Below are 23,593 nucleotides of genomic sequence, written 5' to 3' on the forward strand. Positions count from 1 at the left end.
CGAACCGTTTGGTGGGGATCCTGCACGGTTGCTTGAAGTCACGGACCCTCTACAGCGAAACCACTGCCTGGAGCCACCTGATCGGCACAGCCGCTTGACACCGAATGCGCATGGGATGTCTATCGTGTCACCCTCGACGTCCCTCGCGCCCTGGCCCAGCGCACCGCCGGCTTGCTCTTGATCCACCGCGCCGCGATCGGCGCCCGCCGCGGCCGGCGGGCCATGGGCTGCTTCGCCCAAGCGGTACTGCTACTGCGCTTCATGCGCCATCGCGCCCCAGTTGCCGACCTGGCCGTCGACAACTGTGTCAGCTTGTCCACCGCATACCGCTGCCTGCACGAGGCCTTCGACGTAATCGCCGACCAGGCACCCCGAACTGACTGACGTGGTCGAGCACGCCCTTGAGACTGGCTACGAGCATCTCCTGCTCGACGGCACCCTGATCCCCACCGATCGCGTCCACGACAGCGGGCCCGGATCCGATCGCTGGTACTCCGGCAAGTACAATCGGCACGGCGGCAACGTCCAAATTGTCTGCGATCCCGACGGGCGACCCTTGCGGGTCTCACCGGTGGAACCCGGCGCCATCCACGACCTCACCGCAGCGCGCCGCCACGTCCTACCGGTGCTCTACCCGCCCGCGGCGCGGGACCTGCCGGTGCTGGCCGACAAGGGCTACATCGGTGCTGGTGCTGGTATCCGGGTACCCGTTAGGCGACCTCGCGGAGGGCGGGTTCTCGATCGAATCACTCGAGGGTGGAATCCCTACGTCAACGCCGACCGCGCCTTTGTCGAGCACGGCATCGCCTACCTGAAGGTTCGCTGGCGAGCCCTGGCCCGCGTCACCCTCTGCCCCTGGCGCATCTCAGCGATCGTCGCCACCGCCCTGGTGCTCAGCAACTGGGAGAATCGCTACTGACAGAGGCTCAGTCACTATGCCGCTGTCCCGGTGCAGCAGGCACCAGCGGCAGGGCTCGCCCGATCGTGCGCGCCAGCGCGTACGCCACGGTGGCCACCTTCCACCCGCAGCGCTCCCCGACGCGGTAGTCCTCGGCCGGCGTCAGCCGCCGCGCCAGGTCCGGGCGCTGCGTCGCCAGGTAGCGCCGGGCGCGGGCGGCGTGCGTGGGTGCGGAGGCGATGGTGATGCTGGCGGCCGCCTCCAACTGGTCCAGGCAGTGCGCCACGTTCTGCCAGGTGCTGCGCGCCTCCACCTCCAGCGCGATGCGCTGCTCGGGCACACCCAGGACGTCGCGGGCGTAGGCAGCCATCACGCACGCCTCGCTGGGATCGTCGGGGGCGCCGGTGCGCCCGCCGCTGAACAGCAGCCGTCCGTGCTGCGGGTGCAGCGAACGCACCGCGATCTCGGTGCGCCAGCGCTGCACCGGGTGCACCCGCCCGCCCGGGCGCGAGGGGCAGCCGAGCACCAGGACCACCTGCGGGCCCGGCACCGGCTCATCGGTGCGCCGGCCCCGGCGCCGGCTGCGGTCCCGACGCTGATCCCGGTGCGATCGCTGGTCCCACCCCTGGCTCGAGGCGCGCCACTGCACCAGCTCGGCGACCAGGACGGCGACCGCGGGCAGTGCGGCGGCCGCCGCCACAGCGGTCACCACAGCGGCCGGCGGCGACGGGTACATCGAGGCAGGCACCTGGCGATCATCGGTCGGGAACCGGCGGAGGGCGACCCGACACGCGCGATCACACCGCTGGTCACGCGTGGGGCCACCGCGACTGGTGCAGCGGCACAGAGGAAGCCACACGCGGCGATTCACCCCAGGCCCCTGCTGGATCGACCAGGTGAGGCACGCCCGCGAGGTGGGCATCGACGAGTCGCGGGATCCACAGGAGACGTCGAGTCCGAGGAGGTGGACGTGGTCGAGCGGGGTCGGAGCGTCTGGTGCCCCTGGTCCCAGCGGCGCAGGCGCGTGGTGTGAACGGGTCTGCCCCGACTTCAGCGACTCACATCGGTAGGTGCGATCGGGCCGCGCATGCGGCCTGTACAGGTGTCTCGTACTCGTCGGGTGTCAGTCGACCGAGGTCGGGGCATGCCCATAAAGTGCCGTTGCTGATGAACGCAGGTGCCAGGTAGTTGCTATGGACGAAAGAGGCTGCGGTGTACACCCCGACGACAGCGCCGACTCCCCTGCGCACGCTCAGGACGGCGCCCCCGTCGCCCTTGCCGGCTCACGCGAGCATCGACCACCGCAACCGCACCATCGGTGGACTCGCCGATACGCACGACGAGGTCGGCTGACGTGGCGGGAGGAGACTCTCGCAGTCCCGCGGACCTGGTCGCTGACCTGCGCGCCTACGGGATGTCCCTCACTGAGATCGCACGCGAGCTGCAGCGTTCGCCCCGTATGGTGCGCAAGATCGTGCGGGGAGAGACCAGCGGCGAGGCTTACCGCACCACCTTGACCGAGCTCGCCGACACCGGGCGTGCCAGGACCCGACCGGCCCGGCGTCGCGACCGAAGCGGCCAGGTCGTGCCCGTGCGAGCGCGCCGCGGATCGGCGACTCCCACCGTCCGCCCGAACGAGCCCACTCCTTCTGCGGCACCTCGGACGCCGCCGGGCGGCGCGGCGCCGAGACGGCGACGCGGCGAGCAGGGCGTCGGCACCGTGCAACCAGCGGAGTCCACGACCTACCTGCCGGCGGGAGCGCGCCAGCACTCGGTGCGTGTTCCGCAGCGTGGACCGCACCGGGAGGTGGGTCGGCAGCAGCTCAGCGCCTGGCTGCGTTCCGCGGCCCGCGGGCAGCGTGGTGGGCGCAAGAACGTGAAGTTCACGGTGCACCTGAAGGACGGACGCGTCGTTTCCGTCGGTGACAAGGGCGGCTACGCCGTCTCCGCTGCTTTGTCACGCTCGCGTGCTGAGGGGCAGGACCCCTTCGCGTGGTTGAACAACGAGATCCAGGCTCGCTACGAGGAGTTCTACCCCAGTGCCCGCGACATCATCGGCGTCGATGTGACGATCTACTGAGGTGCACGGTCAGTGCTGTTCTCGGTCTCGGTGGGGGTACCTGCGGATTGACGATGTGCTCGATCGAGTACATTGGTAGAGCCAGTGTGTCCGACGACGGGAGCAGCACCGCATGCCCCTCCTCTCCTTCTCTCCCCGATCGGCAACGGCTTTGCCACCGATGGGTGCTTCACAAGCCACCGCCGCCCTCGAGGTCACTCCTCAGCAGCTGCACAAGCTGCGCGGGTGCGGCCTGCTCGGCTCCCGCGCCGAGCTGGAGGCGTTGCGCACCCCTGGCGGTCAGTGGCGCTACCCGCACGAGGCCGTCCGGCAGCTGCACGCCCGCGCGCAGGTCGAGCTGCCCGGCACCGGTGAGGACCTGGCCGTGCACCTGGCGCCCCTGCAGATCGATGAGCACGGCGAGGTCCACCAGCGCACGCACGTCGGCTGGAGCGCGGCTGCCGCGGACGCGGGCCTGAGCGTGCGGCAGATCGAGGACGCCTGGGTGGGCGTGTGGCCGGTGAAGGATCCCGACCGCCACATCGGGGCCGCGCTGGTCGGCGACGTCGCCGGCTTCGTCGTCGAGGTCGCGCAGATCACCGGCTGGCGCCGGATCGGCGGCGACGTCCGCTTCGAAGTCGACGCCCCCACCCCGCAGATGGCCCAGCGTTACGCCGGCCGCCGCTTCCACGCCGCTCCCGGAGACAAGAAGCAGCGCCTGCGCAGGCCGCGGCCCGCACGTTCCTGACGCCCTCCTGCACCGCCACTCCCCCGCTCCCCCGCCCGTTCTTCAGCCGTTCGCGCCGCACCAGGAGGCCCCACGATGCGTCCGACCCCGTGGACGGTCCGCCCCGTTCCCACTGTCTGGCTGGACTTCACCACCGGCCTCGGCGTCACCGACTCCGGCGCCCGCGTCACCCCTAGGCTCACCGGCCGACGCAAGCGCCCCACCCTGGTGGACCTGCTGGACACCGCCCACAACCTCTCCGCCGAACGGATCATGCTCACCGGCAAGCTGCCGACCACCGAGCCCGGTCAACCGCACTGGCTCATCGCCGAGACACCGTCGTGGACCTCGCCGGGGCACTGGCTGTCCACCCCGCCCACCGGCCGCTTCACCCACGAGGTCACCGGCCGCAACCTGGAGGTGCGCACCGCCGCGGAGTGGTTCCCCGTAGCGGGCCTGGACCCCGACCGCGCGCGCCAGGCGTGGGTGCTGACCACCGAGGCGGTCAAGGGGGTGGAGGACATGGAACTGCTGAAGTCCCCCGCCGCCACCGGCGCACAACTGTGGGCGCGCTCGCTGCCGCGCACCATCGACCCCGAACCGCTGCCCGAGGACGTCGCCGAGCTGCTGCACCGCACCTCCGGCCAGCACCGCATCGAGCACCTGACCACCGGAGCGGCCGCCTGCGGCTGCGGCGCCTGCCGCCCCCTGGTCGACCTGACCGAGAGCCCGCGCGGTGGCTTCGCCTACGTCGATGGCCGGTTCATGTACGCCTCGCTGTGCCGCGAGCTCGGCACCGGCCCGGTCACCCGCCTCACCGCCGCGCAGGGTCAGGAACTGCTGGAGAGCGACCCGTACGCGCGCGCCCGCTACCGGGTGCGCTTCACCGTGCCGGACTGGTGGGACCACGTCGGCGTCCTGCCCGTGGCGCACGAGGACGTGCACGCCGGCTGGCACTACCCCAACGTTCCCGGCGCCACGGGCGAGACGTGGGCGGACGGGGTCGAGGTCAAGCTCGCCTTCGACAACGGCTGGGACATCGAGGTCCTCGAAGGACTGCGCTTCACCAAGGGCCGGTTGCTGGACACCTGGGCCGACCGCCTCAAGCGCGCCCGCGAGCGGGTGGCGGGCAACACCGACCTGGACCCGGTGGTGCGTTCCGCCGCCGTCGGGGCGATCCGCGCGATCCTCATCCAGGGCATCGGCGCGTTCGCCTCCCGGGGGCGTGAAACGACCCGGGTGGCGTGGTCCGCCCGCGAGGTCCCGGCCGAAGCCGCCGCCAGCGTGGTGCGTCACGGAGAGGCGTTCGTGTACCGCATCCCCAGCCGCAAGGTCTCCGGTCAGGCTGCGGCGCTGTACCGCCCGGAACTGGCCGCGCAGGTGTGGGCACGAGGCCGGGCCCGCGTCCTGGAGTGCCCCGCCGCGCTCCCCCAGCGCCCCGGCGCACCGCGCCCGGTGGTCGGCGCACTGCAGGTCGACCCGGCCGGGTTGCTGGCGATCAACGGCGACGCCATCTACACCACGAGCGTGCCCACGTGGTCGCTGCCCACCACCCACGGCGGCGGCGACGACGGCGCCGTCGGCCGGATGCGCCTACAAGGCTGGCTGCCCGCGGTGAAGCTGCCCGCCACTGCAGCCGAGCGCAACGTCCTGCGCCGCAAGGCGGAGGCAGCCGGCGTGGAGGCCGCCCTGCAGGTTCACTCCCCTGACGTGCCCTGACCACGATCACGGCCCGTGGATCACGGCGGCGCGCACACTTCACGGTCTCGTCGATGTCCGACCGTGCGCTGGTGTCAGCAACCCGCCGGGTCCAGATGCCCCGCATCGCCCTCGACGCGGGGCACCTGCTGGGTACCGTCGATAGCGTGACCACATCGCGCCGCGTGCTGCTGCCCACCACGCTGTGCGTGCTGATCTTGGCCGGTGTGCTCAGCGGATGCTCTGGACAAGAAGAGCTGCCCGTCGCCGCCGTCAGCGACGCCGAGGCCCGGACCGCCGTCGCCCACGTCGTCGCCCTGGCCACGCAGCGCACTGAGGAGGCGATGCAGCGGTTGTGCGCCGACAACGACGGTTGCCCCGGCATGTCCAGCGCCATCGAGTTCACGCCCCTGGACGCCCCCGGTCCCGATCGAGCGCCGAAAGAGCTGTGCACCGTGGCACTGCCGGCCACCCCGTCACAGGCCGGCTCGCGCATCGTGGTGCTCGAGGGCACCGACGGCAACGGGCGCGCCTACGTCACCCAGGTCCTCGTCGACCGCGCCCGCGAAGCCGAGAGGGACGAGGACGGCGTGCAGGTGCAGGAGCCGGGGTTCTGGCTGGGCATCCGCTACACCGCGCTGCAGCACGGGCGGGCCTGGAGCGCAGCCGTCGACGGGCCCGGGCAGCCGGAAGCCGGCAACGAGCAGGCGCGACGGGCGTGCACGGACACCGACGCCTGGCTGACCCAGGTCGCCACCCGCTCCCCTGACGACGGCGCCCCGACCCAGCGGTGACCGCGAAGGGCACCGAGCGACCACTTCGCGGTCACGGCGCGGGGTGCGTGCAGCATCAACTCAGCCGAAGAGGTCGAAGGCACGGAGGAGGATGTTGGCGCCCAGACCCGCACCGAGGGCCAACGCCAAACGGCGCCACCACGCTCGACTGCCCACCGGGCGGAGCCCAGGCTCCTCGACGAGCCGTAGCCGCTCAGCCACCCGCCACGCACGAGACCGCTGTCGCTCCACGCCACCACGGTAGGGGCCACGGCTTGCGGCACGTCTGCTCTTGCCGCCCGCCGCGCGGTCGTGGCACGGCGTCACCACCCTGGGACCTGGGTCAAGGTGCGAGAAGGTCGGTGACGGCCCGGACGAAGCGTGGGCCGTCGTCGAGCCACGGCAAGTGCCCCGCTCCCTCCTGCACGACGACCCGTGCGAGCGGCAACAGAGCAGCGACGTGGCGAACCACCTCGACGGGACTTGTCCACATCGAACTCTCCCGCCACCAGCAGGACCGACGCGTCCGCCGCGGCCAGCCCGGCGCGGGTGCGCAGCGGGGCGAAGGCCCCCCGGCGCGGCGTAGACGGTCGCGGCGGCTGCGGCGCGCTGGTGCCTGCCCGCGGCGTGGTGAGCCTGAGCCACCGGGTCCCACCGACCGTAGGAGAACGGGGCCAGCGCCTGCTCGATCTCGCTCTGCTCACCCGCACCGCCCGCGCCCACGTCAGCCGCGAGGAGGGCGTTCAACACCCTCGACGCGTGCAGGAACCACGGCTGGGAACTTCGCAGGTCAGCCACCGCTCGCCGCTGCTCGCCGGTGGCGCGCACGCCCACCGCGGCTCCACCGGGGCCGACCAGGACCAGGCGACGAACCCGGTCGGGATGCGGCTCGGCGTGCAGGAGCGCCAGGTTCGTCCCCGCCGAGTGGGCCAGCACGTCGATGCGCTGCAGGCCCAGGTGCTGACGCAGGTACTCGACGACATCCACCAGCCGGTCGCAGCGGTAGCCGCCCGGGTCTGCAAGTGCCGATGAGCGGCAGCTGCCGGGCAGGTCGAGCACGATCAGCTGGTGGTGGGCGTCCAGGCCCCCCAGATCGCCCGGGTAGGCACCGTCCTGCACCGCCCCCCGGGCAGGCACACCAGCACCGGGCCCTCACCCAGGAGGCGGTAGGCCAGTCGCGTGCCGTCACCGGCGCAGAAGAACCCGTACCGCGATTGCTGACCCGGCTGGTCGGATCTCACCGCGCCCGCCCTGTCGGCCGCGGAGGCAACTGCGGGTCCGGGTCCAGGGACGGGTGGGGGGACGGGCGGGGGTAGTCGGCCAGGACCAGGCCGTCGTCCGCGCTCAGCAACCGGCCACCAGCTGCGATCACCGCTTCGACCTCCACCGCCAGCCGCCGGTAGGCGGCCGCGGCTCGAGCCAGGTCGGTGGCGTGCTGGAACGACACCGCATCCTGGATCCGCGACAGCACCCCGGCGTGCACGGCGTGTGCCCGCAACGCACTGCCCTCGGCGATCAGGTCGAACCCGGGCCCGATCCGGGCCGGCGCCACACCCCACCGCCGTACCCGGGCGACCTGCCCGGCGAGGCTCACCTGCCGGGTCATCCCCTCGAGCACACCGGCCTCCAAGGCCGGGCCGGCCACCTGGACCAGGCCGGGGCGCCCGTCGGCACCGGAGTCGTGGGCGAGGTCACCGGTGACGGCGAGCAGCGGAGCCTTCGGCGCGGCGGCCGGGTCGAAGACTCTTTTCCATCCACGCCTGCTTCGTCGACGAGCCGAAGCCGCCAGGAGCCGGCCGCGCGCTGCTGATCCAGCGCGGGCGGTGCCGGCGAGGAGTCGGGGGCGCGTCACCAGTGGGCCGGGCCCGTCGGCGGCGGAAGGGGCGGGCGGCGTGCAGGTGCCCGCTGCGCATCGGCTCGCTCAGCCACCACCCGGCGGCGTGCGCGGCGCTGAGCTCGTCCACCACGACGCGCACTGCGGCAGCGACCGAGGGCAGGTCGGGTGCGTGGTCCAGCTGCCAGCGGTGCTGTTCGTGGTGCTCAGACCCTCGCCAGGGGGACGGCGGGCGGTCCTGAGCCACGTGCCCGGTCAGCACGGTCATGGCCCACCTCCGCACCCGTGAGCTCCGACGGCGGTGGGTGTCCAGCAGTGGCTACTGCTGTGCCGGCACCGACGGACGGGCGTGCGAGCGGTCAGGATCGACGGGGTTGCTCGATGTCACGAGCTCCAGCGTCGACGATGCCGATGATCTCACGGACATGGCGCCCTCCGCGCGTGAGCATGGTCGGCCGACTTCACGACTACGTCGATGACCGGGTCGCCGTGACGATCGAGGACGCTTCACGGTGACCAAACGGGATGAGAGCTGCTGGAGGCAGCTTCCAGTCAGGCGCCGCCTGCTCAGCGGTCCCAAGCGGCGATCACACCGTCGAGCACCTCGCGTGCGCGCACCGCATCGCGCACCACCGCGTCCAGCCGGAGGAGTTCGACCAGCAGCGCCTGCAGCAGCTCGCCGGTGCGCGCGGTCGGCGGAGCGCTCAGGCACGGCAGCAGTTCAGCCACCTTCGAGCTGTACAGCCCGGCGGCGAAGAGCTGCTGGATCAACACGACCCTCTCGATGCACCACTGCTCGTAGCGACGCTGGCCCCCAGGCGTGCGGGTGCTGGCCAGCAACCCCTGCTGCTCGTAGTAGCGCAGCGAACGGGCCGCGACGCCGGTGCGCTCCGCCAGCTGCCCGATCCGCACGAACGCACGCTCCTCGATCCGCGAGGAACCGCTCGCGCGGCACCCGCCCCTGACCTTGACACCAGTGTGAAGTCCCACCGTGCCGACATGAGCGCAGACCAGAGCAACCAGCAGGTCCCCGATCAGAACACCGGCGCACCCGTGCGCCAGCTGCGCCTGGTCGTCGAAGCCGACGACTACGAACAGGCCGTCACCTTCTACCGCGACGTCCTCGGCCTGCCCGAACGAGCAGCCTTCCAAGGCGCTGAAACTGCGCGAGTCGCCACCCTCGACGCCGGCCGCGCCACCTTGGAGATCGCCGACCCAGCGCAGAAGCGCATGGTCGATGAGGTCGAGGTGGGCCGGCAGGTCGCCCCGCACCTGCGAGTGGCCTTCGAGGTCGACGACACCACCGCACGCACCAGCCCCCTGCAACAGGCAGGGGCCGAGGTCATCGCCGCCCCGGTGCGCACCCCGTGGAACTCACTCAACGCCCGACTGCACGCCCCGACCGGACTGCAGATCACTCTCTTCCAAGAGCTCAGTCGACACACCCGCACACGGCGCGATGAGCGGCGCGATCCCTCACGCGCCTAGGTTCGTCGCTCGTGGAGGAACAACTGCCCGGCGGACGCAACGACGGCGCCGTGCGCATCGGCGACACCGTGCGCCGGCGCACCGGAGCACACACCCCGGCCGTGCACGCGCTGCTGCGCCACCTGCACACCGTCGGCTTCCACGGCGCCCCGCAGGTCCTCGGCACCGACGAGCACGGCCGCGAGGCCCTCACCCACCTGGACGGCGAGACCATCGGCGGAGCCCGGCCCTGGCCGGCGTGGGCACGCAGCGACACCGCCCTGATCGCCGCCGGTGCGTGGCTGCGCGACTTCCACACCGCCTCGCGCTCCTTCACCCCACCGGCAGGTGCGCACTGGAACGGCGAGCACGACGAGGTTCGCCCCGGAGAGCTGATCGGTCACCACGACGCCGCCCCGTACAACGCGGTGTGGCGAGCGGCACCTGCGGGGAAGGACACCGCGGCCAGCGAGGACACCGCGGGCCAGGCGCACGCTGAGCAGCCGACGGGGCAGCTGGTCGGCTTCATCGACTTCGACCTGGCCGCACCAGGCACCCCGCTGCGAGACCTGGCCTTTACCGCGTTGACGTGGGTGCCGCTGACCGCGCACGACGTCGCCGCCGCCGACGGCTTCACCTCCGAGCACGACACCGTCGAGCACCGCGGCCGCCGGCTGCACCTGCTGCTGGACGCCTACCGCTGGGACGGTGGCGTCCCGGCGGTGCTCGACGCAGTGCGTGAACGTGCCCTGGAGCACGCCGAGGGGCTGCGCGCAGCAGCGGCCAGCGGCTACGCACCCGCGATCGCCCTGCTCGCCGAAGGCGTGGCCGACGACTTCGAGCGCGCCGCCCGGCAGCTCGCGACCGACACCCCACACCTCCTGCGTGCCAGCTCCTGACTGAGAGCGGGCGTGCCAGTGCGATACGCACGGTCACGGCGCTAGCCGGGCGGGGCGTCCACGGCTGGACGTTGCGACGGCCTCACACAACGCCCTCACCGTCGACGGCCCCACACCTCGAACTCGGCCTGCGCCTGGTTGAAGAACGCGGTCTTGGCCAGGGTGTAGTCGTCGTAGTCGGCATCACCGGCGTGCTCGGCGGCAGTGGCGGTCTTGAAGCCGGCGTAGCGATCACGCGCCTCGGGACGAGCTCGCAGCCAGTCGCGGAACCACACGGTGTACCTCCCCCACGGTGGGGAGGCCAACCGGACGTGCAAGATCGCGCCGTCGGGACCGTCGACGTCGTGCACGAACAACCGCTTGCGCCACACCTCGTCGGGGACCACTTCCGAGCCGCGCGGGATGTCGCGGTAGACCCCGGGCGAGTCCGGGCGTGAGCCCGTCGTCGGCACGAAGCCGACCGGGGCCAGCGCTTCGTCGAGCAGCCCGGACTGCGGCAGTTCGCTGACGCGGACCTGCAGGTCGATGAAGGGCTTGGCCTTCAGGCCGGGCACCGAGGTGGAGCCGATGTGGTCGAAGGACTCCGCCACCCCAGCGGCTCCAGCGCCTGTTCCACCGCGGCGAGCAGCCCAGCTGCTCGTTCAGGCCAGGCGGGATCGTAGGGCTGCAGCACCGCAGGTCCAGGCACGGACGGGAGGCTACCGACACCTGCGTGCGCCTCCCGGGGCCCGCCAGCGTGTCGTTCACGATGGGCTTGATCGCCTGCAGTGACGCATCGCGGTCATGGCGCGATCCGCGCGTCGCCTGAAAGCTCTGGTGCGCGGTCAATGGCCAGCGATGACAAGCGATGACGTCGACGGCAGGCCTTCGCGCAACACAGCCGCGAGGCGGTGCTGACCGCGGCCGAGGCGGCGTTCGTCGACCTCGGCGTGCAGGCACCGGTGCGCACCACCGCCGAGCGGGCCGGGGTGGGGGTGGGCACCGTCTACCGCCGCTTCCCCACCCGCGCGGACCTGGTGGGCGCCGTCCACCTCCACCAGGTCCAGGAGTGCACGGCCCTCGCGGCGGCGCTGCGCGAGCAGCCGATCCCTGCTCTCGAGGCGCTGGAGCGGTGGATGGCCGCCTACGTGGACTTCCTGGTGACCAAGCACGGCCTCAGCGAAGCCCTGCTCTCGCAGGACCCGAGCCCGGCGAACCTGCACGCGCTGGGCCTCGACGAGCTCGTGCCGACCTGCTCGTCCCTGCTCGTGGCCAGCCAGGACGCCGGCGAGGTCGACCCGCAGGTGGGGGCGTTCCCGCTGCTGCGGGCGGTGGGGAGCCCGTCCGTCCCGGGGCCGGGCCACGGCAAGGACGAGGCCCGGCAGATGGTCGCCCGCCTGCTCACCGGGTGCCGCACGCGGTGCGCTCACCTCCCGCACCGGGAGTGATCCGGGGCTTCCGGGCAGAGGGGCGTTCGTGCACACTGCGCCCGTGGAGCGTCAAGAGTTCGGCGCGGCCGTGCGCCAGCTGCGGGAAGGCACGGCTCCTGAGAGCGTCGGGCGCCGGCAGGTGGCCGGCGGGTGCGCGGGCTGCGGCGCGAGGAACTCGGTGAGCTCGCGGGGATGTCGGCGGACTACGTCCGCCGGCTGGAACAGGGCCGCAGCCACCCGTCGGCCGGTGTGGTGAACGCCATCGCCCGGGCGTTGCGGATCGGGCGGGCGGACTACGAGCGGCTCTGCGCGCTGGCCGGCTACGCCGCCGTCGAGGGGCAGGTGCCGGCCGACCTCGGCCCGGGCGCGACGCGACTGCTGGAGCGGTTCTCGGACACCCCGATGGTCGTCTCCGACGCGGCGATGAACGTCGTCGCGGTCAACAGCGCGTTCGTGGCGCTGGAGCTCTGGAACCTCACCGGGGACCGCCGGGAGTGGAACGTCGCCTGGCGCACGTTCTGCGATCCGTTCGAGGCGTTCAAGCAGTCCGCGACCGACGCGGACGACCACGAGGCGGTCCTCGTGGCCCTCCTGCGGAGTTCGCTGCTGCGCTACCCCGCCGATGCGTCGCTCGCCGCCCTGGTGGACGACGTGCGGACCCGCAGTCGCCGGTTCGACACCCTGTGGCGCGCACCACGGCCGGTGGAGGCCTACGAGGGCAGCGCGACGTTCACCCGTTCGGACGGTGACTCCGTCACGCTCGTCGGGAACCTCATCGCCATCCCCGGTGACGACCTGGCGGCCGTCATGCTGACCGCGGCGCCGGGCTCGGGCGACGCGGCCCGGCTGGCGGAGGTGGTCGGCGCGGCCGACGGGCAGGCGGTCATCAAGGTGGGCCGATCCGGCCCAGGCTGACCGCGCCGGGACCTGCGACGTTGAGTGCGTCACCGAGACCGCGGACCCGATCCGCGAAGCACGTCGACGGCACCCGCGGAAGCAGGTCCAGCGATGAAGGCAGTGCGTTTCCACGAGTTCGGTGGTCCCGAGGTCCTGCGCCACGAGGACGTCGAACAGCCCGCCCCCGGCGCGGGTCATGTCCCGATCCGGGTCGGCGCCACGTCGTTCAACGGCGTCGACGCCACCATCCGCGCGGGCCCCATGCGGGGTCCGGTCGCGGTCCAGCTCCCGCACACCCCCGGCATCGACGTCGCCGGCACGGTCGACGCGCTGGGTGCGGACGTGGACGCCGTCGCGCTCGGCGACCAGGTCGTCGGCTGGCTTCCTGCCGATGGTCGCGACCGGGGCGGCAACGGAGTACGTCATCGCCCCGGCGGAGGTCTTGACGGGGGCACCGAGGAACATCCCGCTGGCCGACTCGGCGGCCCTGCCGCTCGTCGGGCTGACCGCGTGGCAGGCGCTGTTCGACCACGGCGACCTGAGCGGCGGGCAGCAGGTCCTGATCAACGGCGCCGGCGGAGCGGTCGTCGGCTGCGCCGTGCAGCTGGCCAAGGAGGCCGGTGCTCAGGTGATCGCCACGGCCAGCCCCCGCAGCGCCGTGCGGGTCGAGGCCGCGGGGGCCGACGAGGTGATCGACCACACCACCACCGGCGTGACGACGCGGGTGACCGAGCCCGTCGACCTCATCCTCAACCTCGCCCCGATCGCCCCGATCGCCCCGATCGCCCCGATCGCCCCGATCGCCCCGGAGCAGCTGACCGCGCTGCTCACGCTGATCCGTGACGGCGGCAGGCTCGTCAACGCCACCGTCTGGATGCCCGCTCCCTCCGACGAGGAGCAGCCACGCCCTCGTCCTCGATCCCGAGATCACGGAAGGCGTGGCCCTCCCGCTCCTCCCGCACCTGCACCCCAGGCAGTCGTTGCAGCGCCCGGCTCCGCGGGCGCCGCAGTCACGACTCCAGAACCCCTCACCACTGATGACCCGAGAGAACACCGGAAGGACGAAGACCATGAAGGCTGTGCGTTTCCACGAGACCGGCGGACCCGAGGTCCTGCAGTACGAGGACGTCGAGCAGCCCACCCCGGCCGCCGGGCAGGTGCGGGTGCGGGTCGAGGCCTCCGCCTTCAACGCCGCCGACAACGGCATGCGCGCCGGGTTCCTGCCGATCCTGACCGTGCTGCCGCGCGTGCCCGGCTACGACGTCTCCGGCACCGTCGACGCGCTCGGGGGGGCGTCGACAGCCTGCAGGTCGGGGACGCGGTGATCGCCTTCCTGCCGATGGAACGCGACGGCGGGGCGGCGCAGTACGTGATCGCACCGGCGGACGCGCTGGTCGCGGCACCCACGAGCATCCCCCTGCCCGACGACGGCGCCCTGCAGGCTGGCCAGCGCGTGCTGATCGTCGGAGCCGGCGGCGTCGTGGGCAAGTACGCCATCGCCTGGCCGAGCGAGCCGGCGTGCACGTCGTGGCCACCGCCAGCCCGCGCAGCATCGACGCCGTCCGCGACGGCGGTGCGGTCGTCAGCACCACCGCGTTCATGCCCACCCCCGGCGACGAGGCCCGCGGTGTTCGCGCGGCGACCGTCTTCGTCCGCCCGAACCACGAGCGCCTCAGCGAACTGTTGTCCCTGGTGGACAGCGGGAGCCTGCAGGCGGAAGTCACCCGCCGCATCCGGCTGGCCAAGCTGCCCGCTCCGCACGCGGAGGCCGCCGCCGGCCGCATCCCGGGCAAGGTGGTCGTCCTGCCCGAGTGAGACCCGCACGGGCCCCGCGCAGTTCCACAGCTACGTGCAGTTCCAGCACACCGACGGAAGCACACCGACAGGAGAGCACCCGTGTCCGAACGACGACTCATCACCGTCAACGGTGCCACCGGAACCCAGGGCGGAGCGGTCGCCGGGGCACGGCGCGTTCCTGGTCACCCCGTTCCGGGAACACCGGGTGTCGCACGTCGACGTCGAGGGCGGCGTCGCCTACGCCCTCTTCGCCGCCGCACAGACGGCTGACCCCCAGTGGTCCGAGCTGAGTCAGCAGCCCCTCCGAGTCGGCCGGGCCGAGGGGCCAGCTCGGCCCTGCTGCCCCACCTGACCGGGTTGACGTCGCCGAACTTCGTGAACTCCTCCCAGCAGCCGCAGCGCAGCGACGACGAGGCGAGCCGCGCCCGCGTGGAGCGGGTGCGAGCACGGGTGGACCCCGGCGGAGTGTTCGCCGCAGACTTCGCCGCCATCCGCGACTGAGTACCGCGCGGGGGCACCGTGATCACCCCCGCACCTGACCTCGACGACCCTTGATCGCACCGGCGAGGACCCACGGGGACCGCCGACCGCGGATCTGCTCACACCACCCCGAGAAGACACCAGCACCGGGCCGACGTCCTCCGCGGAGCGGAGGACGTCAGTGGCAGCGACGAGCGAGGAGACGACCGTGACTGATCTGGGCGACATCAACCAGCGGACCACCGATGAGTTCCGTGCGAACGGCGGCCGAGTGGTTGGGCCCTTCGCCGGGGCACCGATGGTCCCGGTGCCCCACTTCGTCCGCAAGAGCGGCGAGGAGTTCGTGACCCCCGTGATGTGCCTGCCCGCGGACGGCCTGGGGGGGCGGCACCGGAGGGAACGTGGACGGGGGCACCGCGGAGGGCGGAAGAGGCACCGTCTACGTCTTCGCCTCCAACGGCGGCGCACCGGCGAACCCGAACTGGTTCCACGACCCGACGGCCGCAGGTAGCGCCCGCATCGAGCGGGGTGAGCAGAGCTTCCCGGTTCGCGTGCGTGAGCTGTCCGGCAGTGAACGTGATGCGGTGTACGCGGAGCAGGTCCGCCGCTTCCCCGGCTTCGCGGGGTACGTGGAGCAGACGCGAGGTGTCCGCACCATCCCCGTGCTGGAACTGACGCGCACGACGACGCCGTGAGCTGCCGCCCGCCGGCCTCGGCGTGATGGGCCCACGCGCCGACCGCGAGGGCGCCTTCGGCCGTGCTGCAACAGAAGCGGGTTGCCCAGCTGGGCCCCCACGCCACCGCGTCGATCATCTCCCCCCGGTGACGTGCCAGCACGGTGTCGAGCAGCTGGTCCTCGTCACCGGAGCAGACCAGGATCAGCCGCTCGTCCGACACCGCCCGCTCGGCGATGCGGTCCACCCGGGTACCGGTCAGCCCGTGACGCTGGAACTTACCGGTGGCGGCTTCGAGCAGGCGGGCTCGTGCGGCCTGAGCCTGCCGCTGCTCGCCCGTCCGTCGCTGCGGGTCCGCGGCGGGCTCGGGAAGGGGCGCCACGAAGGTCACAGCGAACTCCTCCCCATCTCGTCCGACCAGTCGGGAACTCAGCCACCACCTTCCTCCGTCCTCACCGATCAGTTGCTGAAAGGGGCGGTCCTCATGACCACCTGGCTCATCACCGGCACCTCGAGCGGCTTCGGCCGCCACCTGACCGAACTGCTGCTGCAGCGCGGCGACACCGTCGCCGCCACCTTGCGCACCCTCACCCGCCTGGACGACCTCGCCGAACAACACGGCTCGCGACTGCGGCGCCAGGCGCTGGACGTCACCGACAGCGCCACCGTCCGCGCTGGCACCGGCGAGGCCTTCACCGCTCTGGGCCGCATCGACGTGGTGGTCCCCAACGCCGGCTACGGCCTCTTCGGCGCCGCCGAGGAGCTCAGCGACGCCCAGGTCGAGCGGCAGCTGGCCACCAACGTCACCGGCGCCATCGCCCTGGTCCGCGCCGCCCTGCCGCACCTGCGCGCCCAGGGCGGCGGGCGGATCCTGCAGGTGTCCAGCATGGGCGGCCAGCTGGCCTTCCCGGGCATGTCGCTGTACCACGCCAGCAAGTGGGCCGTCGAGGGCTTCTTCGAGGCCCTGGCCGCGGAGGTCGCCCCCTTCGGGATCACCAACACGCTGATCGAGCCCGGCATGTCCCGCACCGGCTTCGCCGGCCCCTCCGCCGAGGTCGCCCCGGCACTGGCCGCCTACGAGGGCACACCCGCCGCGCAGTTCGTGCGCGGGGAGGGCATCCCCCTGGCGGCCGTGCCCGGCGATCCCCGCAAGGTGGCGGCAGCGATGATCCGCGTCGCGGAGCTGCCCGATCCGCCCCGGCGACAGGCGCTGGGTTCGGACGCCGACGCCATGATCCGCGCCACGCTCCAGCAGCGGCTGGCCGACATGGACGCCCAGCGCGAGATCGCCCTGAGCACCGACGCCGACGACTTCACCGCACTCAGCGCGGGCAACGCCACCAAGGCCAGCAGGAGGAGGTCGCGGCGCGACGACGTACGGCGGGACGAGGTGCTCACCGGCCCACGGTGTCAGCTGTGCTGCACCCGCGGGACGGTTCAGCCCGCCGTTCACCAGGACGCGCGTGCACCCGGCGCTCCGTGAGCACGGCACGTGCCACCCGGCACCGGACCGCGTCAGTCGTGGCCTCCGGCACCGCGACCGCGCGCGGCCACCTCCCCCGTCGCGGGCGTGCCGTCGGCGAGCCCGTAGCGCAGGTACACGGTGCCCCTCGGACTGGCCACCGGTGGCTGGAGGAGCGTGACGTTCGCGGGCACGGCACCACCGTCGAACACCCTCTTCCCGACACCGAGCACGACCGGGTGCACCCACAGGTCGAGGCGGTCGAAGAGCTTCTCGCGCAGCAGGGTCTGCACGAGGTTCAGGCTTCCGACGACCTTCACGTGCTCGTGCCGCTCACGGATCTGCCGCGCCGCGCCGGCCAGGTCCGGGCCCAGCTGCGTGGAGTGGGCCCACGACAGGTCGGGCCGGCCGCGGGAGGCCACGTACTTCGGGACGCTGTTGAAGAGTGTGGCGATCTCGCTGTCCTGACCGCTCTCCTGGTGCGGCCAGTGGGCGGCGAAGATCTCGTAGGTGCGTCGGCCCAGCAGGAGGGCATCGGTGCCCTCGTACGCGGCAGCGACCTGAGCCCCTGCGACGTCGTCCAGCAGGGGCGCCTGCCAGCCGCCGAAGCCGAACCCCACCGGGTCCTCGTCGGGGCCGCCGGGCGCCTGCCCGACGAGGTCGAGGGTCGCGAACAGCTCGATGTGGATCAGGCCCATGCTGTGCTCCTCGTGGATCGGTCGTGTCGCTCGAACGTTGGACCCGCGGGCACGGGCGGGCTCATCGCTGCAGCGCCGGGGACCGGCCGGCGAAGACGACGGCTGAGGCCACCGTCCGGCAAGGCGTCACCCCCCAGGTGCCCGCACCTCAACGTGCAGCTGGGCGCAGGACGCTGCTCAGGCGCACGACACCGGCCCCGAACCGCTCGTCGAGGCGGCGCTGATCGGCTTCACGGGCCAGCAGGGCCGTGGCGGTGACCTGCCCGAGCATCGAGTCCACCTGCAGGTCGAGCAGCGACGAACCCGCACCGGACTGGTCGGACTCGCTGAGCGCGTCTCGCACGGAGATCAGCTCCGCGTGGGAGCGCGCGGCGACGCTGACGCACAACGCACCACCCCACACCGCGCGCACCGCGGCCTGCATCTCGGCGAGGTCCCCGGTGGTCGAGACGTTGAGGACGTAGCGCAACGGGTCGTTGACCGCTCCTGCCGCGATCTCCTCCGGGGTCACCAAGGACTGGTCGATCCACAGCAGGCCGTACCCCTCGACGGCCTGGGCGCGCACCGACGCGGCCTGCAGCGCCCCCTCGGTGGCCCGCGCCGGGTCCACCGCCCGCCACCCGCCCGCCGGTTCCGGGCAGGGGCTGGCGAAGGACGGCTCCGGTGCGCGCGGTCGCTCGTCCGGGCCGGCGGGGCGGGCGGGCGCGGTGAGCTGGATCGCCTCGCCCTGCGGTCTCCCCGTGATGACGAAGGTCCCGTAGCGGCTGCCGGACACCGACTCGTAGGAGCCGGCCGGCAGGGACGAGAAGTCGAAGCCGATCAGGTCCGGTCCCGCGCACTGCGGGGGCAACGACTCCGCCACCGCACCCGCGCACAGCTGCGGGCCGTGGCTGGCGTCCTGCAGGACGAACCCGGTGGCCTCGAAGGGCCCCGGGTGCTCGTCGGGGACGAGATCGGCTCCCGCGACGTCGGGCGGCTCCGGAGCGGGCGAACCGCTGGAGGGTGGACCGCCGGGCGCCGCGGCCTGCTGCCCGCACGCGGTCACGAGCAGGACGGCCAGCAGCCCGGCCCGGACGACGAGGCGCGAGGTCATGACGCTTCGACGCAGCCGGTCCACGACCCGTTCCCCCGGCATCACGAGGTCGACGGTCCACACCGGAGAGCGCGCCTGCCGGTGCAACTGCCGGCGTTCCGTCACCCGGACACGGTGCACCACCGGGGGCACGACACCCGCCCGCTCGCTACCACCGGTCGACCCGGCGGCGCGGGGATCGATCGAGCCGCGAGGCACCGAACCGGCACCGGCGCCGCCACGAGGCGGTCGCAGCGCTCCCCGGCCGGCGCGGCAGCCGGCGACGGGTGTCAGGTCCCGTTGCGCACGGCGTGGCGAACGTGCACCACGCCGTTGCCGAACCGTCGGTGGTCCAGCAGTTCGAGGTCGAGTCGTACACCCCCGGGAAGCGCCGGCTTGCCGCCGCCGACGAGCACGGGGTGCAGGAGCAGCACGCACTCGTCGACCAGTCCGTGCCGGAACGCCTCCGCCCCGAGGGTCGCACCACCGATGCTCAGGTCCGGGCCGGACGTCTCCTTGAGCTGCCGCACCACCTCGGGGTCGAAGCGCCGCTCGATCCTCGTGCGCGCCGTCGGCACCTCTCGCAGCGTCGAGGAGTAGACGACCTTGTCGGCGTCGCGCCAGATCTCCGCGTACTCGCGGACGACGGCCGGTCCAGTCGTCAACCAGTCGTCGCTCTCCCAGACGCGCATGGTCTCGTACATGCGTCGGCCGTAGAGCGACGTGCCGATGCCCCGCTCGTGCTCGTTCCAGAACGCGTGCACCTCCTCGTCAGGCACGGACCAGTCGAAGGAGCCGTCCTCGTCCTCGAGGTAGCCGTCGAGCGAGGTGTTGGCTGCGTAGATCAGCTTGCCCACGGATGCCTCCGGCCGGACGGGGAGCACAGCCTCCACCGCAACGGCGCCACCGGCAACCAGCGCCGATGGTCGGATCAGCGAACCCGCCGCCCCGAGGTAGGAGCCGGGTGGGGACCGATCGCGGACGGCCGGCCCCGGCCACGCCGGCCGACTCCTCGGTGTGAGCGTTCTCGACCCCGCGGTCTGGCCGCCCACCGCGATCTCCTTGCTCGTCGACGCTCAAGGGCGCGACAGGCGACGTGCCGTGCGGCCCGTCCCCCCGCCGCGGTGACCGCCACCGTCCGCGGGACGAGTCGGGACAGCACCCGGGGCTCGACCGGCGCAGCGGGGTGGAGCCGGTGCTCTCCAGAGCGATGACGCGCGCCCGCTCGGGGAACGCGCGGTGAAGCGGTGAGTAGGATGCCCGCACGGGCGCAGCGGTCTGCGTACGCCCCGGCCGAGCAGCCCGGGCGCCCCAGAGTGCGAGCGTCTCGGGCTGGGACCCGGCACCGCGCCTGTCCCCCCGGGCAGCGCAGCACCGGTCCCGCGCCGCACCACCCGTCGGACACCTCCACGCCGTTGAAGGGCAGAGCACGTGAAGATCCTCTCCATCCAGTCAGCGGTGGCCCACGGTCACGTCGGGAACTCGGCGGCCGTGTTCCCCCTGCAGCGGATCGGCGTGGAGGTCATCCCCGTCCACACGGTCAACTTCTCCAACCACACCGGGTACGGCGCGTGGCGGGGACCCGTCATGTCCGCAGCCGACGTCCGCGACGTCATCACCGGCGTCGAGGAGCGCGGGGTCTTCCCGCAGATCGACGTCGTCCTCTCCGGCTACCAGGGCGGCGCCGGCATCGCCGACGTGATCGTCGACGCCGTTCGCCGGGTCAAGGCCGCCAACCCCTCGGCCGTCTACGCGTGCGACCCCGTGATGGGCAACGCCAGGTCCGGCTGCTTCGTCGCCCCTGAGATCCCTGAACTGCTGCGCGACCGGGTCGTTCCCGCAGCCGACATCATCACCCCCAACCAGTTCGAGCTCGGGTACCTCACCAGCACCGAGCCCTCGACCCTCGAATCCACCCTCGCCTCCGCCGACCTCGCCCGCGCGATGGGCCCGGCGACGGTGCTCGTCACCAGCGTCGAACGACCCGACCGCGAAGAGGGCACGATCGAGATGCTCGTCGTCGACGACGCCGGCGCGTGGATCGTGCGCACTCCCCTGCTGCCGTTCAAGGCCAACGGCTCCGGCGACGTCACCACGGCGCTCTTCACCGCGCACTACCGCGACACGGGCGACGCCGCCGTCTCCCTCGAACGCACCGCATCCAGCATCTACGACCTCATCGAGGCGACCCACCGCTCAGGCGAGCGGGAACTGCGGATCGTCGAAGCGCAGGACACCTTCGCCGACCCGCGCATGCAGTTCACCGCCGAGCGCGTCCGCTGAGCCACCACGGCCACCAGCAGGTGCCGGCGGCGCCGGAGGATCCTCGCGCGAACACGCCCCGGGCGTCCAGGTGGCCCGGAGCCACGAGGGGGCGAGGACGGCGTTGACGCGTTCCCGTGCGCGCGGCACACCTCCGCTGGCCGAACGCACGCCGGTGGCCCACGATGGCCCCCCACCCCGCCCCCGAGGAGCCCACCCCGTGGCCCTGCCGACCAGCCACCCCCACCAGCGCTACAGCATCAGCGGCTACCAGGAACACCCCACCCCCGACGGCACCTCCTGGTCCTGCGACCTGCTGCGCCACGGGCAGAGCATCGGCCTGGTCACCAGCACCGGCCGCGGCACGCCCGACGCCTACAGCTTCACCGACACCGCCCGCGGCGAGGAGTTCCTCACCGCCGCCCGCGACCTGCACCCCGACCAGCCGCACCCCGAGGACGTCCTGGTCGACGAGCTCATCACCATCCGCCAGATGAACGCCCTCGACCAGGTCGCCTACTGCCTCGACGGCGACCGCTTCGAGGAGCTCGGCGAGCACCGTCTGGCGGCACCCGGCCTCACGTTCGAGCAGGTCCGCGCGGCGCTCGCCGCCGAGCACGCCGCACGACACCCCCGCATCTGGGACAAGACCCGCTCGGCGATGGTGCCCGTCACGGCCGGCTGACGTCCGGGCCCGCCCCGACCGCGCCCCGCGCAGGCCCGGTCAATCCTGCGGCGGCGCCGGCCGGCGGTCGGGTTCCAGGATCGAGCGCGCCCCCACCACCAGCGCGGGGTCAGGGCGCCCCACGACCGACTCGTCCTTGCCGTCGTAGTCGAACCGGCTCAGCACCACCCGCATCGCCTCCAGGCGCGCCCGCTTCTTGTCGTTCGTCTTCACCACCGTCCACGGCGCGAAGTCCGTGTCCGTGCGCTCGAACATCGCCTCCTTCGCGGCCGTGTAGTCGTCCCACCGACCCAGGCTCGCCAGGTCCATCGGGCTCAGCTTCCACTGCCGCACGGGGTCGATCTGCCGGATGGCGAACCGCGTGCGCTGCTCCGCGCGCGTCACCGAGAACCAGAACTTCACCAGGTGGATCCCGTCGTCCACCAGCATCCGCTCGAACAGCGGCACCTGGTGCATGAACCGCTCGTACTCCTCGTCCGTGGCGAAACCCATCACCCGCTCCACCCCCGCCCGCGTGTACCAGGACCGGTCGAACAGCACGATCTCCCCCGCCGCCGGCAGGTGCGACACGTACCGCTGGAAGTACCACTGCGACGCCTCGCGCTCCGAGGGCTTCTCCAGCGCCACCACACGCGCGCCCCGCGGGTTCAGGTGCTCGGTGAACCGCTTGATCGTGCCGCCCTTGCCCGCCGCGTCCCGCCCCTCGCACAGCACGACCAGCCGCTCGCCGGAGCTCTTCACCCACTTCTGCAGCTTCAGCAGCTCGATCTGCAGGGAACGCTTCAGCGGGTCGTACTCCGCCCGCGACAGCCGCTGCGCGTACGGGTAGTCCTCCCGCCACGTCTCCACCGGCCGCCCGTCAGCCCGCACCAGCAGCGGCTCGTCCTCGTCGTCCAGCACGTGCATCCCCGCTGCTGCGAGCAGATCCACCACGACCCCGATCCCCTCCTCGACACCACGACCACGGACGCGCCGACGCTACGGCAGCCGCCGCGGCGCCACCACGCGTGCACCGGGAGCCGCCCGAGGGGTCAAGCCCTCTCAGCCGCCTGTCGATGGGCACCCATGACCTCTCGCCTGCGCGGGCTCAACGTGGCTCCCAAGCTGTTCGCCGGTTTCGGCGTCGTGTGCCTCCTGCTGGCCGTGGTGGTCGGGGTGGGCATCACCCGCTTGCAGAGCTCGCAGGCCGACCTGGACCGCATCTCGACCCAGGCGCTGCGCTCGGTGCAGACCATCGGCGTCGTCCGGGCCTCCTACCTCAACCTGCGCCAGGACATCGCCAACGCCGCCCTGACCACGGACTCCGCCGGCACCGAGGCGGCGCTGGCGACCATGGCCGAGGACGACGTCCTCTACGACGAGGCGTGGCAGGCCTACCTGGACTCCTCGCCCGCAGCCCCGCGGGCCCAGCGCGACGCCGTCGAGGACACGATGGCCGAGTACCGCGCCGCCCGTGAGGAGCTCGTCGCGCGGGCCCGCGCCAAGGACACCGCCGGTTTCATCGCCTACCGCACCGCCACGACCCTGCCCATCACCCGCGAGTACCTGGGCCAGCTCGAGGAGCTCGTGCAGGCCGAGAGCGCATCGGCGAAGGCGACCGCCACCGCCAGCTCGTCCGACGTGCGTCAGGCGGTGATCGTGCTGCTGACGCTGGGGGCGCTGGCGCTCGTGGTCTCCGTCGCGGTGGCCGTGGTGGTGGCCCGTTCCATCGCCGGCCCGCTGGCGCGCACGTTGTCGGTGGTGCAGGGCCTGGCCGACGGGCGCCTGGACGCCCGCGTCGGCTGCAGCGGCACCGACGAGGT

22 protein-coding genes and 4 pseudogenes are annotated in these 23,593 nt (G+C 72.6%); 17 read left to right on the forward strand and 9 right to left on the reverse strand.

The window, feature by feature from the left end; all coding sequences use genetic code 11:
* Nucleotides 1-150 precede the first annotated feature (150 nt).
* Nucleotides 151-919 (forward strand): annotated as a pseudogene (locus ACRYR8_RS16885) (transposase family protein).
* 7 nt (nt 920-926) lie between these two features.
* Here the strand turns inward: ACRYR8_RS16885 and ACRYR8_RS16890 are convergent.
* Entirely contained in the window at nt 927-1,646 is a 720-nt protein-coding gene (locus ACRYR8_RS16890; protein ID WP_432485598.1) for a YdcF family protein, read from the reverse strand.
* A 711-nt stretch (nt 1,647-2,357) separates the two neighbouring features.
* On the opposite strand from ACRYR8_RS16890, the gene ACRYR8_RS16895 reads away from it, so the two are divergent.
* The 4 genes from ACRYR8_RS16895 to ACRYR8_RS16910 all read left to right on the forward strand — a co-directional run bounded on the left by ACRYR8_RS16895 (nt 2,358) and on the right by ACRYR8_RS16910 (nt 6,176).
* Nucleotides 2,358-2,978: a hypothetical protein gene (locus ACRYR8_RS16895; protein ID WP_432485599.1), complete on the forward strand. Its 621-nt coding sequence runs from the start codon at nt 2,358-2,360 to the stop codon at nt 2,976-2,978.
* A gap of 160 nt (nt 2,979-3,138) precedes the next feature.
* Nucleotides 3,139-3,705: a hypothetical protein gene (locus ACRYR8_RS16900; RefSeq protein WP_432485600.1), complete on the forward strand. Its 567-nt coding sequence runs from the start codon at nt 3,139-3,141 to the stop codon at nt 3,703-3,705.
* Between the two features lie 75 nt (nt 3,706-3,780).
* A complete protein-coding gene (locus ACRYR8_RS16905) occupies nt 3,781-5,403 on the forward strand; it encodes a hypothetical protein (RefSeq protein WP_432485601.1) in 1,623 nt (540 codons plus the stop codon).
* 146 nt (nt 5,404-5,549) lie between these two features.
* Nucleotides 5,550-6,176, forward strand: coding sequence for a hypothetical protein (locus ACRYR8_RS16910; protein ID WP_432485602.1), 627 nt, complete (start codon nt 5,550-5,552; stop codon nt 6,174-6,176).
* 60 nt (nt 6,177-6,236) lie between these two features.
* Here the strand turns inward: ACRYR8_RS16910 and ACRYR8_RS16915 are convergent, their stop codons facing one another.
* From ACRYR8_RS16915 to ACRYR8_RS16925, 3 genes are all read right to left on the reverse strand, one after another.
* The gene (locus tag ACRYR8_RS16915) at nt 6,237-7,292 is read right to left on the reverse strand and encodes an alpha/beta fold hydrolase (protein WP_432485603.1); all 1,056 of its coding nucleotides are present in this window, start codon (nt 7,290-7,292) and stop codon (nt 6,237-6,239) included.
* Between the two features lie 100 nt (nt 7,293-7,392).
* Nucleotides 7,393-8,007 (reverse strand): hypothetical protein, encoded by a 615-nt coding sequence (locus ACRYR8_RS16920; RefSeq protein WP_432485604.1) that lies wholly within the window; start codon nt 8,005-8,007, stop codon nt 7,393-7,395.
* Between the two features lie 549 nt (nt 8,008-8,556).
* The gene (locus ACRYR8_RS16925; RefSeq protein WP_432485605.1) at nt 8,557-8,901 is read right to left on the reverse strand and encodes a MerR family transcriptional regulator; all 345 of its coding nucleotides are present in this window, start codon (nt 8,899-8,901) and stop codon (nt 8,557-8,559) included.
* 87 nt (nt 8,902-8,988) lie between these two features.
* Between ACRYR8_RS16925 and ACRYR8_RS16930 the strand changes: the two genes are divergently transcribed.
* Both ACRYR8_RS16930 and ACRYR8_RS16935 read left to right on the forward strand, forming a co-directional pair.
* Complete coding sequence (locus ACRYR8_RS16930; RefSeq protein ID WP_432485606.1) at nt 8,989-9,477, forward strand: VOC family protein; 489 nt, start codon at nt 8,989-8,991, stop codon at nt 9,475-9,477.
* Nucleotides 9,478-9,488: 11 nt separating this feature from the next.
* On the forward strand, nt 9,489-10,355 hold the full coding sequence (locus tag ACRYR8_RS16935) for an aminoglycoside phosphotransferase/kinase family protein (RefSeq protein WP_432485607.1): 867 nt from the start codon (nt 9,489-9,491) through the stop codon (nt 10,353-10,355).
* A 95-nt stretch (nt 10,356-10,450) separates the two neighbouring features.
* Here the strand turns inward: ACRYR8_RS16935 and ACRYR8_RS16940 are convergent, their stop codons facing one another.
* The gene (locus ACRYR8_RS16940; RefSeq protein ID WP_432485608.1) at nt 10,451-10,945 is read right to left on the reverse strand and encodes a GrpB family protein; all 495 of its coding nucleotides are present in this window, start codon (nt 10,943-10,945) and stop codon (nt 10,451-10,453) included.
* 300 nt (nt 10,946-11,245) lie between these two features.
* Here ACRYR8_RS16940 and ACRYR8_RS16945 point away from each other — a divergent pair, with 300 nt between their 5' ends.
* From ACRYR8_RS16945 to ACRYR8_RS16975, 7 genes and pseudogenes are all read left to right on the forward strand, one after another.
* On the forward strand, nt 11,246-11,782 hold the full coding sequence (locus ACRYR8_RS16945) for a TetR/AcrR family transcriptional regulator (protein WP_432485609.1): 537 nt from the start codon (nt 11,246-11,248) through the stop codon (nt 11,780-11,782).
* Between the two features lie 43 nt (nt 11,783-11,825).
* Nucleotides 11,826-12,679: pseudogene (locus ACRYR8_RS16950) on the forward strand (MmyB family transcriptional regulator).
* Between the two features lie 93 nt (nt 12,680-12,772).
* Nucleotides 12,773-13,562: pseudogene (locus ACRYR8_RS16955) on the forward strand (NADP-dependent oxidoreductase); the annotation flags it as partial.
* Nucleotides 13,563-13,731: 169 nt separating this feature from the next.
* Nucleotides 13,732-14,476, forward strand: a pseudogene (locus ACRYR8_RS16960) (NADP-dependent oxidoreductase).
* Between the two features lie 339 nt (nt 14,477-14,815).
* Complete coding sequence (locus ACRYR8_RS16965) at nt 14,816-14,959, forward strand: hypothetical protein (RefSeq protein ID WP_432485610.1); 144 nt, start codon at nt 14,816-14,818, stop codon at nt 14,957-14,959.
* Nucleotides 14,960-15,339: 380 nt separating this feature from the next.
* Nucleotides 15,340-15,633 (forward strand): nitroreductase family deazaflavin-dependent oxidoreductase, encoded by a 294-nt coding sequence (locus ACRYR8_RS16970; RefSeq protein ID WP_432485611.1) that lies wholly within the window; start codon nt 15,340-15,342, stop codon nt 15,631-15,633.
* Nucleotides 15,634-16,096: 463 nt separating this feature from the next.
* Complete coding sequence (locus ACRYR8_RS16975; RefSeq protein ID WP_432485612.1) at nt 16,097-17,095, forward strand: SDR family oxidoreductase; 999 nt, start codon at nt 16,097-16,099, stop codon at nt 17,093-17,095.
* Nucleotides 17,096-17,127: 32 nt separating this feature from the next.
* Here ACRYR8_RS16975 and ACRYR8_RS16980 read toward each other — a convergent pair whose 3' ends face one another.
* From ACRYR8_RS16980 to ACRYR8_RS16990, 3 genes are all read right to left on the reverse strand, one after another.
* Nucleotides 17,128-17,772 carry a dihydrofolate reductase family protein gene (locus tag ACRYR8_RS16980; RefSeq protein WP_432485613.1) on the reverse strand — a complete coding sequence of 215 codons (645 nt, stop codon included), beginning with the start codon at nt 17,770-17,772 and terminating at the stop codon, nt 17,128-17,130.
* 148 nt (nt 17,773-17,920) lie between these two features.
* Nucleotides 17,921-18,970: a hypothetical protein gene (locus ACRYR8_RS16985; RefSeq protein ID WP_432485614.1), complete on the reverse strand. Its 1,050-nt coding sequence runs from the start codon at nt 18,968-18,970 to the stop codon at nt 17,921-17,923.
* A gap of 164 nt (nt 18,971-19,134) precedes the next feature.
* Nucleotides 19,135-19,701 carry a dihydrofolate reductase family protein gene (locus ACRYR8_RS16990; RefSeq protein WP_432485615.1) on the reverse strand — a complete coding sequence of 189 codons (567 nt, stop codon included), beginning with the start codon at nt 19,699-19,701 and terminating at the stop codon, nt 19,135-19,137.
* 574 nt (nt 19,702-20,275) lie between these two features.
* Between ACRYR8_RS16990 and pdxY the strand changes: the two genes are divergently transcribed.
* Both pdxY and ACRYR8_RS17000 read left to right on the forward strand, forming a co-directional pair.
* Nucleotides 20,276-21,127 (forward strand): pyridoxal kinase PdxY, encoded by an 852-nt coding sequence (gene pdxY / locus ACRYR8_RS16995; RefSeq protein WP_432485616.1) that lies wholly within the window; start codon nt 20,276-20,278, stop codon nt 21,125-21,127.
* Between the two features lie 199 nt (nt 21,128-21,326).
* Complete coding sequence (locus ACRYR8_RS17000; RefSeq protein ID WP_432485617.1) at nt 21,327-21,791, forward strand: hypothetical protein; 465 nt, start codon at nt 21,327-21,329, stop codon at nt 21,789-21,791.
* A gap of 39 nt (nt 21,792-21,830) precedes the next feature.
* On the opposite strand, the gene ppk2 is transcribed toward ACRYR8_RS17000, so the two are convergent.
* Nucleotides 21,831-22,697 carry a polyphosphate kinase 2 gene (ppk2, locus tag ACRYR8_RS17005; RefSeq protein WP_432485619.1) on the reverse strand — a complete coding sequence of 289 codons (867 nt, stop codon included), beginning with the start codon at nt 22,695-22,697 and terminating at the stop codon, nt 21,831-21,833.
* 159 nt (nt 22,698-22,856) lie between these two features.
* Here ppk2 and ACRYR8_RS17010 point away from each other — a divergent pair.
* The coding region (locus tag ACRYR8_RS17010) for an MCP four helix bundle domain-containing protein (protein ID WP_432485618.1) at nt 22,857-23,593 on the forward strand (737 nt) is incomplete at its 3' end.

It is taken from the genome of Kineococcus esterisolvens (assembly GCF_050871405.1).
Classification (GTDB): Bacteria; Actinomycetota; Actinomycetes; order Actinomycetales; family Kineococcaceae; genus Kineococcus.

Excerpts from the sequence above, each read along its gene's own strand:
- ACRYR8_RS16895 (WP_432485599.1), top strand. The coding sequence starts at position 2,358 with ATGGTGCGCAAGATCGTGCGGGGAGAGACCAGCGGCGAGGCTTACCGC.
- ACRYR8_RS16900 (WP_432485600.1), top strand. The coding sequence starts at position 3,139 with ATGGGTGCTTCACAAGCCACCGCCGCCCTCGAGGTCACTCCTCAGCAG.
- ACRYR8_RS16905 (WP_432485601.1), top strand. The coding sequence starts at position 3,781 with ATGCGTCCGACCCCGTGGACGGTCCGCCCCGTTCCCACTGTCTGGCTG.
- ACRYR8_RS16930 (WP_432485606.1), top strand. The coding sequence starts at position 8,989 with ATGAGCGCAGACCAGAGCAACCAGCAGGTCCCCGATCAGAACACCGGC.
- ACRYR8_RS16975 (WP_432485612.1), top strand. The coding sequence starts at position 16,097 with ATGACCACCTGGCTCATCACCGGCACCTCGAGCGGCTTCGGCCGCCAC.
- ACRYR8_RS16980 (WP_432485613.1), bottom strand. The coding sequence starts at position 17,772 with ATGGGCCTGATCCACATCGAGCTGTTCGCGACCCTCGACCTCGTCGGG.
- ppk2 (WP_432485619.1), bottom strand. The coding sequence starts at position 22,697 with ATGCACGTGCTGGACGACGAGGACGAGCCGCTGCTGGTGCGGGCTGAC.